The organism is Microbacterium sp. NPDC089190 (assembly GCF_040701795.1).
In the GTDB taxonomy this organism is placed as follows: Bacteria; Actinomycetota; Actinomycetes; order Actinomycetales; family Microbacteriaceae; genus Microbacterium; species Microbacterium galbum.
In genome coordinates this window covers 146,447-161,435 of sequence record NZ_JBFBHF010000005.1, presented here as the reverse complement: position 1 = coordinate 161,435, position 14,989 = coordinate 146,447, and the positions used below count along the sequence as shown (strand labels likewise).

Sequence of the window (14,989 nt, the reverse complement as noted above, 5' to 3'; positions counted from 1 at the left end):
TCCTTCGTTGGATCAGTAGATGTTGCCGAGGACGACGGGCTCGTCGCCTCGCATTCCGGCGATCTGCGCGCGCAGCGCGATGTCGTCCCACAGCCGCACTTCCTTCACCAGCGCCCCCTGGTGGAAGGTGAACTGCGAGATCCCCAGTACGTCGACGGGGCGACCGGTGAGGGGGCCGTAGTTCGCGACGCCGTTGTAGTCGCCGACGAACTTCCACGTGACCGCGACGCGCAGACCCGCGTATCGCACGTCGTAGTTGGTCTGGATGTCGCGGATCTCGAACCGCCCGGCCGGGAACGACTCGAGGAACCGCAGCAGCGCACGGCGGTACCCCTCGGGACGGATGACGAGGCGGTTGCCGACGGTCAGCAGCACCAGGTCACGATGGAAGAACTTCTCGACCTTCTGCAGGTCGCGGTCGTTCCACACCGTCTGGATCATCTCGACGACGCGCTCGACCTCGGGGCGGTAGTCGTCGGGACGGGGGCCCGAGTCGCCCACCGCGATGGGGTCGGCCGGAGCCGGCTCGGTCCAGGTGCCGGTGTAGCCGCGGAACGCCTGCGCACGGGCGAGCTCGTCGAGATCGCTCTGCAGCACGAGGGCGCCGGCGAGGGTGTCGCGAACGACCCACTCCTCGACCATGCGGCCGCGGCGGTACAGGCAGTTGGCGATCGTGCGGCTGTAGTCGGACGACTGCAGGTGCCCCGACAACACCAGGTGCGAGCTGAGGAACGCATCGTCTCCGCGCGCCTCCCAGATGACGTCCTCCGCCTGTCCGGTGCGGTCGGGGGTCGCCGAGATGCGCATGAGGGTGCCCTCGATGACCTCGTCGCGGGTGGTCGAGGTGCCGTACGCCCCGTGGACGATCGAGTCGGGTTCGTAGTTGTCTCGGATGAAGCTGATGGAACGGTCCACCCAGATCAGATCGGTGACCTCGCGGATGAAGTCATCGGGATCCGCGTACGGCTGGTAGGCGACCGGGTCGAGAGGCACTCGGGGCTCCTTCGTGTGTGGCGCCGGGTCGGCGCGGGCGATGTCGGCAGTGTATGCGTATGCACAACCGCCACGCAAGAGTCCTGCGCACGCCGGACATCTCCCGCTCGAGTCCGCGCCGAAGGGTCAGCGCGTGACGGCGGCGGCGAGCGTGCGGCGCTCGATGAAGGTCGTCGCGAACTCCACGTGGGCGTACTCCTGCGGGCGCTCCTCGATGCGGCGCACCATGAGGCGTCCCGCCTCGCGCGCCATCTGCACGTAGTCGTAGGCGATGGTTGAGAGCTCGATGATGGGCCAGGATGCCGGGGGCAGGTCGTCGAAACCGATGATCGAGACGCCGTCGGGCACCGGCACACCCGCCCGCCGGGCGGCGTTGAGCGCCCCGTAGGCCATGACGTCGTTGCCGCAGAAGATGAGGGTGGGAGCACCCTCGAGCGCCAGCAGCTCCGCGGTCGCGGCGTCGCCCGCGTCGGTGTCGAACGGTCCGTGGCGCACGAGATCGGCGTCCAGTGAGACTCCGCGGTCGGCGAGGGCTGCGCGCAAGGCGCGCTCGCGGGAACGGCCCGTGCTGGTGTTCTGCGGCCCCAGCACCGCCCCGATGCGCCGATGCCCGAGGGCGAGGCCGCGATCGACGGCATCCTGCAATCCGACGGAGGGGGCGACGACCGTGGCATCCGCGTCGACGAGCGCCGCCGTGCGGTTGAAGTACACGAAGGGCAGACCCCTGTCGCGCAGGCGCAGCGGCACGACCGATTCCACCGTGGTCGTGGCGAGGATGACGCCGTCCAGGCCATTGGCGATGAGACGCTCCGCCACCGACTCGTCGGTGGTCTCGGTGTGCAGCACCAGTTGATAGCCGTGGGTCTCGAGCTCGCGGTGGAGGGGGGCGATGATGTGCGAATAGAACTGGTTGTCGAGGTCGGTCACGAGCAGGCCGATGCGGCGCGTCCGCCCCGACGACAGCGCGCGCCCCGCCTCGCTGGGCACGTATCCCAGGAGCGCGGCGGCGTCGCGGACGCGCTTCTTGGTGTCTTCCGACACGCGGGGGTCGTCGCGCAGAGCGCGGGAGACGGTGGGCTGCGAGACGCCGGCCAGTCGAGCGACGTCTCTGCTCGTGATGGCCATGGATCCCCCCTGGCGGCTCAGTGCTGAGGGTCGAAGTCTAGCGAAAGGTTGACCCCGCGTGCATACGCAGTCATGATGTGAGCATACGTATGCAACGAGAGGATTCGAAGATGCCCCTTTACCTGAAGAAGGCGCCCACGAAGTCGTTCACCGACACCGCGCAGAGCGACGTCGCCGCCCGGGTGGGAACGATCATCGACGACATCCGCACGCAGGGAGACGACGCGGTGCGCCGGTACGCGGCGCAGTTCGATCGGTGGGAGCAGCCCTTCCGCCTCGACGACGCGCGCGTCGCGGAGATCATGGCCACCCTCGACCCCCAGGTGATCGAGGACATCCGCTTCGTCCAGGAGCAGGTGCGCACGTTCGCGCAGGCACAGCGCGACTCGCTCGTCGACATCGAGGTCGAGACCCTGCCCGGCGTGCACCTCGGACAGAAGCACGTTCCCGTGCGGGCCGCCGGCGCCTACATCCCGGGCGGCAAATACCCCCTCACCGCATCCGCGCACATGACGATCATCACGGCCAAGGTGGCCGGCGTCCCGCGCGTCGTCGCGTGCACCCCGCCGATCCGCGGCGAGATCCCCGCGGCGACGGTCGCGGCGATGAAGCTCGCCGGCGCCGACGAGATCTACATCCTCGGCGGGGTCCAGGCCGTCACGGCCATGGCGGTGGGCACCGAGACGATCGCCCCCGTCAACCTGATCGCCGGACCCGGCAACGCCTACGTCGCCGAGGCGAAGCGGCAGCTGTTCGGCGAGGTGGGCATCGACCTCTTCGCGGGCCCGACCGAGATCCTCATCGTCGCCGACGACGACGCCGATCCGTTCCTGACCGCCGTCGACCTGCTCTCGCAAGCGGAGCACGGGCCCGAATCGCCGGCCGTGCTCATCACGACCTCGCGGGCCCTCGGCGAACGCGTGATGGAGCTGGTGGAGGAGATCCTGCCCGGCATGTCCACGCGCGACTACGCCGAGCCCGCGTGGCGCGACTGGGGCCAGGTGATCGTGGTCGACGATCTCGAGGAGGCATACGCCCTCGCCGACTCGTTCGCCTTCGAGCACGTGCAGATCTTCACGCGCGAGCCCCGCGCCGCGCTCGAGAAGATGCACGACTACGGGGCGCTGTTCCTCGGCGAGAACACCTGCGTCTCGTACGGCGACAAGGTCATCGGCACCAATCACGTGCTTCCGACGCTCGGCGCCGCCCGCTACACCGGCGGCCTCTGGGTGGGCAAGTACCTGCGCACGATCACGTACCAGGAGATCACCGACCCCGCGTCCTCCGCGATGCTCGGCGAGGTCTGCGGCCGCGCTGCGCGCGTCGAGCTCTTCGAGGGCCACGCCCGCTCCGGCGACGCGCGCGCATGGCGCCACGGCGACGCGACCTTCCCCTGGATCGAGCAGAGCACGGCGGGAGCGCGATGACCGATCTGACCGGACGCACCGCGCTGGTCACGGGAGGAGGCAGCGGTCTCGGAGCGGCGATCGCCCACGCCCTGTCGACCGCCGGGGCCGACCTCGTCGTCGTCGGGCGCCGGCGCGACGCGCTCGACGCCGTCGTGGATCGGCTGCCGGGATCGGCGCGCGCGTTCGTCTGCGACGTCGCCGACGAGCACTCCGTGGCTCTTCTGAGCGAGGCGCTCGCCGGCACCGAGGTCTCGATCCTCGTCAACAACGCCGGCATCGCGGGCCCCGTGGCCGCCCTCACCGACATCGGCGTCGACGAATGGGACGAGGTCTTCGCGGTCAACGTGCGCGGGACCTTTCTCATGTGCCGCGCGTTCCTGCCCGCGATGGTCGCGCGAGGAGCCGGCGACGTCGTCAATCTCGCCTCCGTCTCGGGCAAGAGGCCCCTCGCGCACCGCACGCCCTACACCGCGTCGAAGATGGCGGTCCTCGGCCTCACGGCCACGCTGGCCTTCGAGGTCGGCCCCGCGGGGGTCAGCGTCAACACGCTGTCGCCGGGGCCGGTCGAGGGGGAGCGCATGGCCCGCAACTTCCGACGCGAAGCCGAGCGCTCGGGCGGCACCGCCGCCGAAGCCGAGGCCGCGTTCGTCTCGCGCGCAGCACTCGGGCGCATGGTGACGGAGGCCGAGGTCGGAGCGGCGGTCGTGGCCATGCTGGCGATGCCGGGCATGTGCGGCGCCGACGTCGATCTCTCCGCGGGGATGATCGCGTGAACCCGCCGGGCCGACCGGTCTCGCTCCGCGCGCGTGCCGAGTCCGGGGAACGGCTCATCGGTGCACTGCTGCGCATGCCCGCCGAAGAGTTGACCGAGATGCTCGCCGTCGCCGGGTTCGACTTCGTTCTGATCGACGCGGAGCACGGCCCCGCCGACGTCATCGCGCTGCGTCAGCACATCGCGGTCGCGACGATGCACGGCGTGCCCGTGATCGTCCGCGTCGGCGAGGACGACCCCGGCTCGATCCTGCGCGTGCTCGACCAGGGCGCACAGGGCGTGCTGGTGCCGCACATCGACGACGCGGCCGCGGCGGCAGCCGTGGTCGCGGCCGCTCACTACCCGCCCGTCGGCACGCGCGGCTTCGCGACCTACAGCCGGGCCGGACGCTTCGGCGAAACGGCGCCCGAAGACCACCGCGACTGGTACCTGCGCAACACCCTCGTGCTCGGGATGATCGAGTCGCCCGCAGGGGTCTCCGCGGCCGCCGCCATCGCCGCCGCGCCCGGCCTCGACGGGATCATGATCGGGCCGGCCGACCTCGCGGCATCCACGGGCCCGGACGACCTCCCCCTCCCCGAGGCGACCGCAGTCGTGAACCGCGCGGTGGCGGCGGCGGGCAAGATGCGCATGGACATCGTCGGCACCCCCGCCGCCGCGGCGGCGGCCTTCGACGACGGAGCGAGGCTCGTGGTCTACAACCTCGCGTCATCGCTCATGACGCACCTCCGCGGCCTTCGGGCGGCTGTCGATTGAGTTCGCCTGAGCCCCCGGCCCGCCCCTCTCACCCCTGACCATCTGCGGCGAACGCGCCTCCCGCGGCCAGTTGCCCCGGGTTGTCGCCCCGCACGCCGGGAGAGACCATCTGCGGCGAACGCGCCCATCGCGGCCAGTCGCCCCGGGTTGTCGCCCCGCACGGCCGGGAGAGACCATCTGCGGCGAACGCGCCTCCCGCGCCCGGCGTCAGTTGCCCCGCGTGGTCGCCCCGCGCGCCGGGGAGAGACCATCCGCGGCAAAGGAACCCTCCCCCAGGGCGGGGCTCATCGACGAGACGCGCCCGGGTCGGATCGATGATGGCGAGGACCCGAGCGCCATCCGAGACGGTACCTGAGCGCCCGGCCGCGCGCAGCCGGCTGCCGGCGTCAGAGCGGACCGTGGCTCGCTCCGGTGCGACCCGAGCGTGCCGATGCACCGCGCGGCACGGCATCCGTCCCGGCCCGCCACGCGCGCACGAGGGCGCCGAATTCGGACGGTCGCTCGAGCGGCACGAGGTGCCCCGCCTCGAGCCGCTCCTGACGCGCACCCGTCAGCGCCGCGGCGATCTCGTCGAGGAAATCCGGTGGGCACAGCGCGTCGTCCGCCCCCGCGACGACGAGCGTCGGCACGGCGGTGGAACGCAGGTGCGGCAGGAGGTCGATGCGGCTCCCCTGCAGGCGCAGCTGCGCTTCGAGCACCCGGGACGGAGTCTCCTCCGCCATGCGTATCGTCCGCTCGACGAGGTCGGGGCGGGTCTCGCGCGCACTCGCCGACAGCAGGACGGGCAGGATGCCGGCTTGCAGTGCGGCGGGCGACTCCCCCGCGGACAGCCGGTCGAGCCACACCGCCCATCCCTCGCGCTGCCGCGGGGTGGGCGCCTTCGCGTTGGCCGCCGTGACGCACAGGCCGACGACGCGCTCGGGCGCGCGCACCGCCAGCGCCATCGCGACGATCGCGCCGAGCGAGAGGCCGCCGATCACGAACCGTCCGGGCAGCGTCCGCAGAAGCCGGTCGACCTGGGCGTCGAGGTCGTCGGCATCCACCGCCGGGGTGAGGGCGTCGTCGAGACCGCACCCCGTCCACAGGTCGGTCGTGCAGTTCATCCCCGCCAGCAGGACGAGGGGCGCAGCCGACACCCTCAGCCCTTGACGGCGCCGTCGCTCAGACCCGCCACGAGGTACTTCTGCGCGATGAAGGCGATGACGACGACGGGGATCGTCAGCAGCATCGACGCCGCGCCCGCCTGCTGGAGCATCGGCAGCGTCTGACCGAGCTGCGTGGCGATGAAGACGGGGACCGTCTTCGACGAGGTGTCGGTGAGCACCAGCGCCGTCAGATACTCCTGGAACGCGAAGAGGAAGACGAAGATGCCGGCGGTCAGGATGCCGGGTCCCATCAGCGGGATCATGACCCGGCGCAGCATGCCGATGCGGGTGCAGCCGTCGATCATGGCCGCCTCGTCCAGCTCACGGGGGATCTCGGCGAAGAAGTTGCGCAGCAGCCAGATCGTGAACGGTTGATTGATCGCGACGAGGGCGATGGCCAGCGCGAAGGTGGTGTCGTAGATCCCGAGCGCGCGGCTGATGTCGTACATCGGCAGCACCACGGCGAAGCGCGGCAGGGCCCGGAAGATCAGGGCCAGCACGAGCAGGAGGGCCGAGATGTAGCTGGGGAACCGCGAGAGCGCATATGCGGCGGGGATGCCGATGACGAGGGCGATCAACGTGGAGATCACCGCCACCGAGAGGGTGTTGACGAGGTAGTCGGCGAAGTAGGTGGTCTCCCAGAGGTCGACGAACGCCTTCAGCGTCGGCTCGTAGCCCGACAGGACGGGCGGGTTGGCGAAGGCGACGTCGGTCGGCTTCGTCACCGACAGCGTCATCCAGATGAACGGGCTGAGCATGAGGAAGCACAGGATGCCGAGCAGCAACCCCGTGACACCTCGGATGCGGCGCCGCGGCCGCGGCCGTCGGTTCTTGCCCTCGATGTCGCCGGTGGTGATCGCGCGCGTGGAGAGCGCTTCGGTGCGGAGGGTCATCGGGCCGCCTTCGCTTCCTTGAAGATGCCCCGGATGAAGGGGATGAGCATGACCAGGATCAGCAGGATGGTCAGGACGTTGATGGCGCTGCCGAGACCGAGCTCCTGTGCGCCGTTGGCGAAGGCCACGGAATAGACGTAGAGCATGATCGACTCGTTGCCGATCGTCTCCGCCTGCGGCGACAACGGGATCAGGGCGTCGAAGATGCGCAGCACATCCATGATCGTGATGAGGCAGACGAAGCCCAGCACCCCGCGGATGGTGGGGATGATGACCTGCAGGTGCGTCTGGAACGCGTTCGCCCCGTCGATACGAGCGGCCTCCCGCAACTCGACCGGCACTCCCTGCAGACCGGCGAGGATGATGAGCATCGCGAACGGCAGCATCTGCCACACGGTGTTCAGCATGACGAGCAGGGCGTTGGGCACCTGATCGGTGAACCAGAGCACCTGCGTTCCGCCGAAGAAGCCGATCAATCGATTGACCACCCCTCCGAAGTTGTCGTCGAACAGCCACGAGAAGGCGACGGCGCCGACGAGGTTGGGCAGCACGTACGACACGAGCATGATGCCGAGGACCAGCGGTCGCGACAGGCGGAGGGTGTTGACCGCGATGGCGATCAGATACCCGAAGACGAGCAGGATGGCGGTGGTGACCACCGTCACGGCGATGGTGAAGACGACGGCCCGATGGAATCGCGGATCGCTCAGGGCGTCGGTGAAGTTCGCGAGACCGACGAAGGTCCCCGGGACGCCGTACCGGACGTTCTCGAAGCTCCACTGCACGGTACGCAGAAGGGGGAACACGAGCAGAGCGCTCATGATGGCCAGGCTGGGGGCGAACAACACCCAGAACTCGCGTGCTTTCACGGGACGACTCCTCTCAGTGGGGCGCCGGCCCGGTCGTCGTCGACCGGGCCGGGCCCTCCTGTTCACCGGTGGATGCGGGCGATGGCGGGCGTCAGCCCGCGATCTTCTCCCCCGCTGCCTGCATCTGCGCCGTCGCCTCGTCGACCGACAGGCCGCCGGCGAGGAACTGCGCCACGATCGGCGTGATCTCGTTGCTGATCGGGGCCAGCACCGGCGAGACCACGGGCGGCATGGCACCCGCGATGGAGTCGTTGGCAGCCTGCCCGTAGGGCGAGTTGTCGGCGGTGACCATGCCCTCGCGAGCGGGGTAGGCCGCCGGGACCGAGGCCTTCGACGCGTCCTCGCTGACGGCGGAAGCCATCATCTCGAACAGCATCTTGTGGTCGAGCTTGGTGTTGAACGGGATCGACCATCCGTCGATCGAGAGGCGGTCGTACAGGTACGGCGCCGACGTCGAGACCTTCGGCGGTGCCGCGAAGCCGAAGTTCTCGGACAGCTTGCTGTTCTCCGACTTGGTCAGATCGCTCATGCGCCCCGAGAACATGATCGACATCGCCGCGGTGTCGTTGTACATCTGCTGCTGCACCTTCGGCTGGTCGAAGGTGGTCACCTGCGGGTCCATGTAGGGCTGCAGGCTCTGCATGGCCTGGAGCGCCTCCTTGGCCTCCGGGGTGTCGAGGGTGACCGTGCCGTTCGCGTCGACGAAGTCGCCGCCGAGCGAGTTCATGACGGCTTGGAAGCTCGTCGTCACGTCGGCGGTGGCGAGCCACGGCAGCGCGATCGGGTACTGCATCTTGCCCGAGGCCTTGATGGCCTCGGCAGCGCTGATCATGTCATCGAAGGTCTGGGGGACCTCGAGGCCGAGCTCGTCGAAGACGTCGGTGCGGTAGGCCATGACGAACATCTGCGCCTGCATGGGCAGGGCGTAGAGCTTGCCGTCGTACGACATGCCCTGACGCATCGACTCGCTGATCGCGTTCAGGTCGTACTTGTCGGCGAATTCGGCGAACAGATCGTCGAGGGGGACGAGCTTGTCGTCGACGGCGAGGCTCGGGATGACGAAGCCGTAGGTCTCGACGATGTCGTAGCTGCCGGTGTCCCCCGACAGGGTGGCCGTGGTCTTCGTGACCTGGCCGCCGAAGTCGATCGGGTCGTGCTTGACCGTGACATCATCTTTGGTGCAGCTGGAGACCATCGTGTCGGTGAACGGATCGATGGCGGAGGAGTTGTAGGCGAGCACGTTGACCGTGGTCGCGGATTCGGGGGCGGTGTAGTCGCAGGTGACCTCGGTGGCATTCGCGTTCCCCGTGCGGCTACCCGCGCCGCATCCGGAGAGGGCGAGTGCACCCACGGCCGCGACGGCGGCGAGGGCGATAGCGCGCTTCTTGGTGGATGACATGGCCAAACCGTATACGTATGCATAGCGCTTAGGGAAGCCTAAGCGTTCACATCGGACGGTAACGATCGTGTTTCGTGAATACGTATGAGCATGGGCGGCGGCGCGGCCCGGGGCGCAAGACAAGAAGATGGGGCATCCGGTCTCATCGACACGTTGGGCACGCCAGGTCGGCGCCCGGCGCCGGGTCGCTCACGGAGGTGTGCTCCCACTCGGCGGTGAGAAGTCCAGCCCCGTGTTCGCGGCTGTCGGCGCGCGTACCGTGAACGCCGTGACGTTCAACGACAATGCCCGCGTCGGCGGGAACTCGGCCAAGCGGCGCGGCGGAACGGTCGCCGCCGTCGGCGGCGGCGCGGTGGGACTCGGTGCGATCGTGGTGTTGCTGATCTCGGCGTTCACCGGCACCGACCTGTCGGGGCTCCTCGGCGGCGGCGCCCCCGCCGCGCCCCAGGGCGGCGGTGAGGCGATCGCCAACTGTTCGACGGGACAGGATGCCAACAACGACGACACGTGCCGCCTCGCGGCGGCGACCCTCAGCATCGATCAGTTCTGGCAGGAGCGCCTCGACGGGTACCGGGAGCCGCAGCTGATCATCGTCGACCGGGCGACGTCGAGCTCGTGCGGGACGGCGTCGAACGCGACGGGACCGTTCTACTGCCCGCCGGATGAGACCGTGTACGTCGATCCGACGTTCTTCTCCATCCTGCGGGAGCAGTACGACACCACCGCCGGTCCCCTCGCCCAGCTCTACGTGCTCGCCCACGAATACGGCCACCACGTGCAGAACCTCACCGGGGTGATGCAGGAGTACCCGAACAACGGCACGGGCCCCGACAGCAACGGCGTGCGCACCGAGCTGCAGGCCGACTGCTACGCCGGCGCCTGGGTCGCCGCGGCCGGCGAGCAGGTCGATGAGAACGGCACGCCGTATCTGCAGCCCCCGACCGAGCAGCAGATCACCGATGCGCTCTCGGCGGCGGCCGCGGTGGGCGACGATCACATCCAGGCCGAGGCGGGCCAGGTCACCAACCCCGAGAGCTTCACGCACGGCTCCAGCGAGCAGCGGACGCGGTGGTTCGACGCGGGCCGCCAGGGCGGTGTGAACGCCTGCGACACCTTCTCGGTGGCGGGCTCGAGCCTGTAGTCCGGGCCCCGGCGTCCGGCGTCGGGCGCCCCGGAGCCGCCGTCCCGGCATCCGGATGCCGTCGTCCGCAGGACTTCACCCCGGCACGAGCCGCCCGCCGCGGACGTGGACGTCCGACGGCGGGCGGTCCGAGGACTCAGTCCTCGCGGCTGCGGGTACGGAGGATGATGACGATGAGGATGCCGACGACCACCACGGCACCGCCGCCCGCGAGCAGTCCGATGGTGAGGCCGGACATCCCTGCCGGCGACACCGCATCCGTCTCCGGTGCGGCCTCCCCCGCGCCGACGGCGGCGGCGCAGGGCGACTGCTCCGAGCCGTCGGACGCGCTCTCGCCCGTCCAGGTGAACGGGATGACGCCCGACACCGGATGACCGTCGGACGACACCGCGCGCCACTCGACCTGATAGTCGCCGGGTGCCCCGAGCGCGACGGCGGTCGTCAGTGTGGGACCGGCGAGAGCAGCGCACTCGCTCTCGTAGTGCCGGCCGTCGGGCCCCACCACGATGACGAGGTTCCCCCCGTCGGCGCCGAGCAGGTTGGCACTGAAGTCGAGGGTGACCTCCGACAGGCTCGAGACGCTGTCGCCCTCCGCGGGAGACGACGAGACGAGGCTGTCGTGCGCGGATGCGGCCGTGGCCCCGCCGAAGGCGGCGGTCATCGCCGCAGCGATCACCGCCGCCCCGGCGAGTGCGCGGCGAAGCGCGGTGCGGGAGCGCATGCTCACGCGCGCTTCGGACGACGCGCGAAGGCGAGGGCGCCGAGAACGGCACCGGCCGCGGCGACCACGAGGGCCGCGATGCTGAGCCCCAGCGCGACGCCCGACGAGGAGTCGCTCGTCGTGGCGCTCGCCTCGCTGGAGTGGTCGTCCGTGGCGGAGGCCGCCGTCGTCGACGTCCCGTGGCTGTGCTCCCCGGCCGGCGGAGCGTCGTTGATGTAGAGCACCGGCGCGGGCTCGAGCGTGTCGTCGGCTGCGACCTGGTCGGGCGTCGCCGCCCACTCCACGACCTCCCCGTCGGAGTAGGTCTGCGTCGCCGGCAGCAGCAGGTGCCCGGTGTCGGGCACCGGCCCGAGCACGGCCGAGAAGATCTGGAACTGGTCCTGGCCGATGCCGATGCCCGGGTCGGCCTGCCAGACGATCTTCAGTGCGGCATCCGAGATGGTGTTGCCGTCGACCTCGACGGGGGCGGGGAGGGCGCCCTTCTCGACCGTGGCGGTCCACCCGGTCACCGGCTCGACGAGCACGGAACTGAGCGGGGTGTCGGTGGGCAGGGCGACCTCGACCTTGACGGTGGATGCCGTCTCGGACTCGGTCGGGACGCGGAAGTTCACCGTGGCGTAGCTGCCCGGCGTCGCGGTGTTCGGGTTGACGGTGACGTGCGCGGACGCCGCGAGCGGCGCGCCGATGGCGAGGACGGCGCCGGCGGCGAGGCCCGCGAGGGTACGACGAAGGATGGTCTTGCGAGACATGGGTGCTGCTTTCTGCGAATGGGCGCGCCGATCAGACGGACGCGCCGCGAAGGAGGGTGTCGGAGGTCACGCCGCGCGCGGCGGACCCCGATGCCTCATCGGCGACAGCACCGTCATCGCCGTCGTCAGCAGCAGTGGTTCGGGTGCCGTGCGGACGGCATCCGTGCGCGCCGCCGGTCCGCGGAACGGGCGCAGCCGCAGAAGCACCGCGACGAAGAAGCGCGCGATCGCCCGCACCGCCCGCTCGCCGCGACCGAGGGCCAGGATCGTGACCGCCGCCGCGAACGCGTGCGCGACCCACATCCAGGGCGAATGCGCGGCGTGCGCCGGCCCCGTGGCGGCAGCATCCAGCAGAAGCGGCGCGGCACCGTGGTGCGACATCGGCCCCGCGCCGCTCCCGCTCAGATCGAGCGCCAGGATGCCGTGGAACAGCGCCTGGCTCAGCACGACCGCGAGCGAGAGGCGCCACCACGACGCCGTGCGCCCCGCCAGCAGCACGCAGACGGGGGCGGCGAGGCACAGCGCGAGGACGGCGTTGAGCGTGGGAGGGAGCTCCGCCCCGACGGAGGCGTGCGAGACGGTCGCGATGAAGGTCGCGACGGCCGCCGCGGCGACACCGCGGCCCACGCGTTGCGCGCGCCCTGCTCTCGACGACATCCGACCCTCCGCGTCCAGCCTAGGCGGCGCGGCCGGTGCCGGTGCGTGCGGTGTCACGGCATCGAAACGGGTGCCGTCCCGGCATCGAGCGGGGCCGGGACGCGACACGTGAACGCCGGATGCCGGGGCGGGTCGCGACCGCGACCGATTCACTCGGTCCCGGCGCGCAGCGCCTCCCACGCGTCGTGCGCGGCGTCCGCGAGCTCGTCGACGTCGGGCACCGCGGCGGGGTCGACGCAGAAGCCGACGCCCAGCCAGCGGTCGTTGGAGATCGCCGCGACGCGCAGCGCGTGGCGGGGGCCCGGCTCCGACGACGTGTAGACGTGTCCGACGCGGCGCCCGGCGACGGCCACCGCGACGCGGGGACCGGGCACGTTCGAGATGGCGAGCGCGAATTCGCGCGGGTCGTCGGCGAGGCCGCGCACGTACGTTCCGAGGGGCCCCGCCGACGCGAGCGCGTGGAACAGTTCGTCGAGCGCCCGGGCATCGCGTCCGTTCTTGCGTGCGCGCATCTGCGCGCTCAGCAGGTCGAGTCGGCGCAGGTCGTCGGGCTCGTGCAGGTGCAGGCCCACGTCGACGAAGGAGTCGCGATTGCCGGATGCCGCGGCATCCTCCCCCTTCTCGTGCAGGCTCACGGGCACCTGGGCGTTCACCCGCGGCGTGTGGCCGTGGTGGAGGAGCCGTCGGCGCAGCGCCCCCGCGATCACGGCGAGGAGCACGTCGTTGACGGTCGCGTGCGCGGCGCGAGACGCACCGACCGCCCGCGCCTCGGCGAGGGGCACGTCGACGAACGCCAGGGCACGGCGTGCGGTGAGAGGGCGGTCGAACGGCGAATGCGATCCCGGGTGGCCGAGCTCGCGGGCCACGGTCAGCGGCATCCGCTCCCATTCGCTCCAGCGCGTCGGGCGCGCCGCGGGATCGCGGATGCCGACCTCGTGAGCCGGGGCGTCGTGCGGCTCGAAGACCACCGCCTCGAGGAAGCGCACGGCCGTCAGTCCGTCGGCGAGCGCGTGATGCAGGCGCACGGCCACGGCCTCGCGCCCGTCGGCGAGCGGCCCGATGAGGTCGATCGTCCACAACGGCCGCGACCGGTCGAGGGGTTCCGACATGAGCCGCCCGACGACCGCGCGCAGGTCCGCCGGGTCGCCCGCGGCAAAGCGGCGGACGTGGTGCGCGACCTCGACCTCGGCCGCGTCGACCCACGCGGGTCCTTCGCCGTCGTCGACCACGACCTGACGGCCGCGCGGGAAGGCACCCAGGCGTTCGGCGACGCTCGCGCGCACGGCCTCGAGGTCGAGGGACGGGCCCGGCTCGAGCACGAGCAGCTTCAGGGCGTGCCCGCGCACCACGTCGGACTCCAGCGCCAGGATGCGCGCGTCCGCCGGCGACAGCGGCTCTCTCATGGGGTCACGGTAGCGCGGCGGGTGGCGCAGCACGGTCCTTCTCCCGACCGAGACGCCTCGGGGGTGGCGACACGCATCCCTCCGGTCATCGCCAGGCAGGGGACACCGCCTCTGCGAGGGTGCGGCCCGCGTCCGCAGAATCGCCGGCATCCGCGAAGGCACCCCCGTAGGGTGAGCGCATGAAGAAGGCAGCAGCGATCGCGAGCGGGGTGTCGATCGTCGTCGTCGGCGGGCTCTTCGCGCTCGCCGCTCCCGCCGTGTCGGCCGCTTTCACGCACGTGACGTCGATCGGTGCGGCCGTGCCCGCTCCCTCCCCGACCGAGACCGCGGCATCCGGCGCGGGAGAGACGGACGCGACCGGGCTCGGCGAGGGCTACGTGGACGTCGGCAACGGCCTCATGATCCGGCGGAACGACCCCGAAGGGTGCGATATCCCGCGGTGGATCCATTTCGGCAGGATGAGCGCGAGCCTGAACGACGACCTGATCGACCGAGGCCCGCGCGAGCTCGCCGCCGGTCCGGTGGGAGTGGACGACGACGGTGTCGTCATGACCTACACCGTCGAACCGGGCGACTCGCTCTACGCGATCGGCGATCGTTTCTGCATCGCCAACCCGCTGAGCATCGCCGACCTCAACCACACGCGCGTGATCCAGCCCGGAGACGTGCTGCTCCTGCATCCCGATGGATCGCTTCCGTGGATCCCGTACTTCAGTCCCCCCGATGCCCCCGGGGGCTATCAGCAGATCCCCTATCAGCGCGCCATCGAGGCGATGCGTGTCGCCGCCCATGCCGATGATCTCGACGAAATGCGCTCGATCTTCCGGGACGATTTGGCGGGCCTGTTCCCCTCGGCCGACGACGCGGACGTGATCGCCCGCGCTCTCGACGCCGGAGATCTCGCCGCGCTGCGGCAGATGTTCGCCTGAGGCCCTTTCCTCTGGGTCTGTTGGCGAC

15 protein-coding genes are annotated in these 14,989 nt (G+C 70.7%); 5 read left to right on the top strand and 10 right to left on the bottom strand.

The window, feature by feature from the left end:
• Positions 1-12 precede the first annotated feature (12 nt).
• Positions 13-993 (bottom strand): ester cyclase, encoded by a 981-nt coding sequence (locus tag AB0230_RS16560; RefSeq protein ID WP_315993943.1) that lies wholly within the window; start codon positions 991-993, stop codon positions 13-15.
• Positions 994-1,119: 126 nt separating this feature from the next.
• Positions 1,120-2,118 (bottom strand): LacI family DNA-binding transcriptional regulator, encoded by a 999-nt coding sequence (locus AB0230_RS16555; RefSeq protein WP_363387897.1) that lies wholly within the window; start codon positions 2,116-2,118, stop codon positions 1,120-1,122.
• A gap of 110 nt (positions 2,119-2,228) precedes the next feature.
• Between AB0230_RS16555 and hisD the strand changes: the two genes are divergently transcribed.
• From hisD to AB0230_RS16540, 3 genes are read left to right on the top strand one after another with little or no spacing between them, the layout of a single operon-like run.
• Positions 2,229-3,545 (top strand): histidinol dehydrogenase, encoded by a 1,317-nt coding sequence (gene hisD, locus AB0230_RS16550; protein WP_315993945.1) that lies wholly within the window; start codon positions 2,229-2,231, stop codon positions 3,543-3,545.
• Complete coding sequence (locus AB0230_RS16545) at positions 3,542-4,300, top strand: SDR family oxidoreductase (protein ID WP_315993946.1); 759 nt, start codon at positions 3,542-3,544, stop codon at positions 4,298-4,300. Before hisD ends, AB0230_RS16545 begins: the two co-directional genes overlap by 4 nt.
• Entirely contained in the window at positions 4,297-5,055 is a 759-nt protein-coding gene (locus AB0230_RS16540) for an aldolase/citrate lyase family protein (protein WP_366376911.1), read from the top strand. The genes AB0230_RS16545 and AB0230_RS16540 overlap by 4 nt, the downstream gene beginning before the upstream one ends.
• Positions 5,056-5,441: 386 nt before the next feature.
• On the opposite strand, the gene AB0230_RS16535 is transcribed toward AB0230_RS16540, so the two are convergent.
• The 4 genes from AB0230_RS16535 to AB0230_RS16520 form a co-directional block, all read right to left on the bottom strand.
• Positions 5,442-6,191, bottom strand: coding sequence for an alpha/beta fold hydrolase (locus AB0230_RS16535; RefSeq protein ID WP_366376909.1), 750 nt, complete (start codon positions 6,189-6,191; stop codon positions 5,442-5,444).
• A gap of 2 nt (positions 6,192-6,193) precedes the next feature.
• A complete protein-coding gene (locus AB0230_RS16530) occupies positions 6,194-7,093 on the bottom strand; it encodes a carbohydrate ABC transporter permease (protein ID WP_315993949.1) in 900 nt (299 codons plus the stop codon).
• Positions 7,090-7,962 carry a sugar ABC transporter permease gene (locus AB0230_RS16525; protein WP_363577521.1) on the bottom strand — a complete coding sequence of 291 codons (873 nt, stop codon included), beginning with the start codon at positions 7,960-7,962 and terminating at the stop codon, positions 7,090-7,092. The genes AB0230_RS16530 and AB0230_RS16525 overlap by 4 nt, the downstream gene beginning before the upstream one ends.
• Positions 7,963-8,053: 91 nt before the next feature.
• Positions 8,054-9,361 (bottom strand): extracellular solute-binding protein, encoded by a 1,308-nt coding sequence (locus tag AB0230_RS16520; RefSeq protein WP_315993951.1) that lies wholly within the window; start codon positions 9,359-9,361, stop codon positions 8,054-8,056.
• Between the two features lie 268 nt (positions 9,362-9,629).
• Here AB0230_RS16520 and AB0230_RS16515 point away from each other — a divergent pair, with 268 nt between their 5' ends.
• Positions 9,630-10,502 (top strand): neutral zinc metallopeptidase, encoded by an 873-nt coding sequence (locus AB0230_RS16515; protein WP_366376906.1) that lies wholly within the window; start codon positions 9,630-9,632, stop codon positions 10,500-10,502.
• 136 nt (positions 10,503-10,638) lie between these two features.
• Here the strand turns inward: AB0230_RS16515 and AB0230_RS16510 are convergent, their stop codons facing one another.
• The 4 genes from AB0230_RS16510 to AB0230_RS16495 all read right to left on the bottom strand — a co-directional run bounded on the left by AB0230_RS16510 (position 10,639) and on the right by AB0230_RS16495 (position 14,032).
• Positions 10,639-11,223 carry a copper resistance CopC family protein gene (locus AB0230_RS16510; RefSeq protein ID WP_363578170.1) on the bottom strand — a complete coding sequence of 195 codons (585 nt, stop codon included), beginning with the start codon at positions 11,221-11,223 and terminating at the stop codon, positions 10,639-10,641.
• 2 nt (positions 11,224-11,225) lie between these two features.
• Complete coding sequence (locus tag AB0230_RS16505; protein ID WP_363577517.1) at positions 11,226-11,972, bottom strand: YcnI family protein; 747 nt, start codon at positions 11,970-11,972, stop codon at positions 11,226-11,228.
• A 66-nt stretch (positions 11,973-12,038) separates the two neighbouring features.
• A complete protein-coding gene (locus AB0230_RS16500) occupies positions 12,039-12,629 on the bottom strand; it encodes a hypothetical protein (RefSeq protein ID WP_315993954.1) in 591 nt (196 codons plus the stop codon).
• A gap of 149 nt (positions 12,630-12,778) precedes the next feature.
• Entirely contained in the window at positions 12,779-14,032 is a 1,254-nt protein-coding gene (locus tag AB0230_RS16495; protein WP_363577515.1) for a wax ester/triacylglycerol synthase domain-containing protein, read from the bottom strand.
• Between the two features lie 179 nt (positions 14,033-14,211).
• Here AB0230_RS16495 and AB0230_RS16490 point away from each other — a divergent pair, with 179 nt between their 5' ends.
• Positions 14,212-14,961 carry a LysM domain-containing protein gene (locus tag AB0230_RS16490; protein ID WP_315993956.1) on the top strand — a complete coding sequence of 250 codons (750 nt, stop codon included), beginning with the start codon at positions 14,212-14,214 and terminating at the stop codon, positions 14,959-14,961.
• Positions 14,962-14,989 lie beyond the last annotated feature (28 nt).

Excerpts from the sequence above, each read along its gene's own strand:
- AB0230_RS16510 (WP_363578170.1), bottom strand. The coding sequence starts at position 11,223 with ATGCGCTCCCGCACCGCGCTTCGCCGCGCACTCGCCGGGGCGGCGGTG.
- AB0230_RS16505 (WP_363577517.1), bottom strand. The coding sequence starts at position 11,972 with ATGTCTCGCAAGACCATCCTTCGTCGTACCCTCGCGGGCCTCGCCGCC.
- hisD (WP_315993945.1), top strand. The coding sequence starts at position 2,229 with ATGCCCCTTTACCTGAAGAAGGCGCCCACGAAGTCGTTCACCGACACC.
- AB0230_RS16495 (WP_363577515.1), bottom strand. The coding sequence starts at position 14,032 with ATGAGAGAGCCGCTGTCGCCGGCGGACGCGCGCATCCTGGCGCTGGAG.
- AB0230_RS16545 (WP_315993946.1), top strand. The coding sequence starts at position 3,542 with ATGACCGATCTGACCGGACGCACCGCGCTGGTCACGGGAGGAGGCAGC.
- AB0230_RS16520 (WP_315993951.1), bottom strand. The coding sequence starts at position 9,361 with ATGTCATCCACCAAGAAGCGCGCTATCGCCCTCGCCGCCGTCGCGGCC.
- AB0230_RS16500 (WP_315993954.1), bottom strand. The coding sequence starts at position 12,629 with ATGTCGTCGAGAGCAGGGCGCGCGCAACGCGTGGGCCGCGGTGTCGCC.
- AB0230_RS16530 (WP_315993949.1), bottom strand. The coding sequence starts at position 7,093 with ATGACCCTCCGCACCGAAGCGCTCTCCACGCGCGCGATCACCACCGGC.
- AB0230_RS16555 (WP_363387897.1), bottom strand. The coding sequence starts at position 2,118 with ATGGCCATCACGAGCAGAGACGTCGCTCGACTGGCCGGCGTCTCGCAG.
- AB0230_RS16490 (WP_315993956.1), top strand. The coding sequence starts at position 14,212 with ATGAAGAAGGCAGCAGCGATCGCGAGCGGGGTGTCGATCGTCGTCGTC.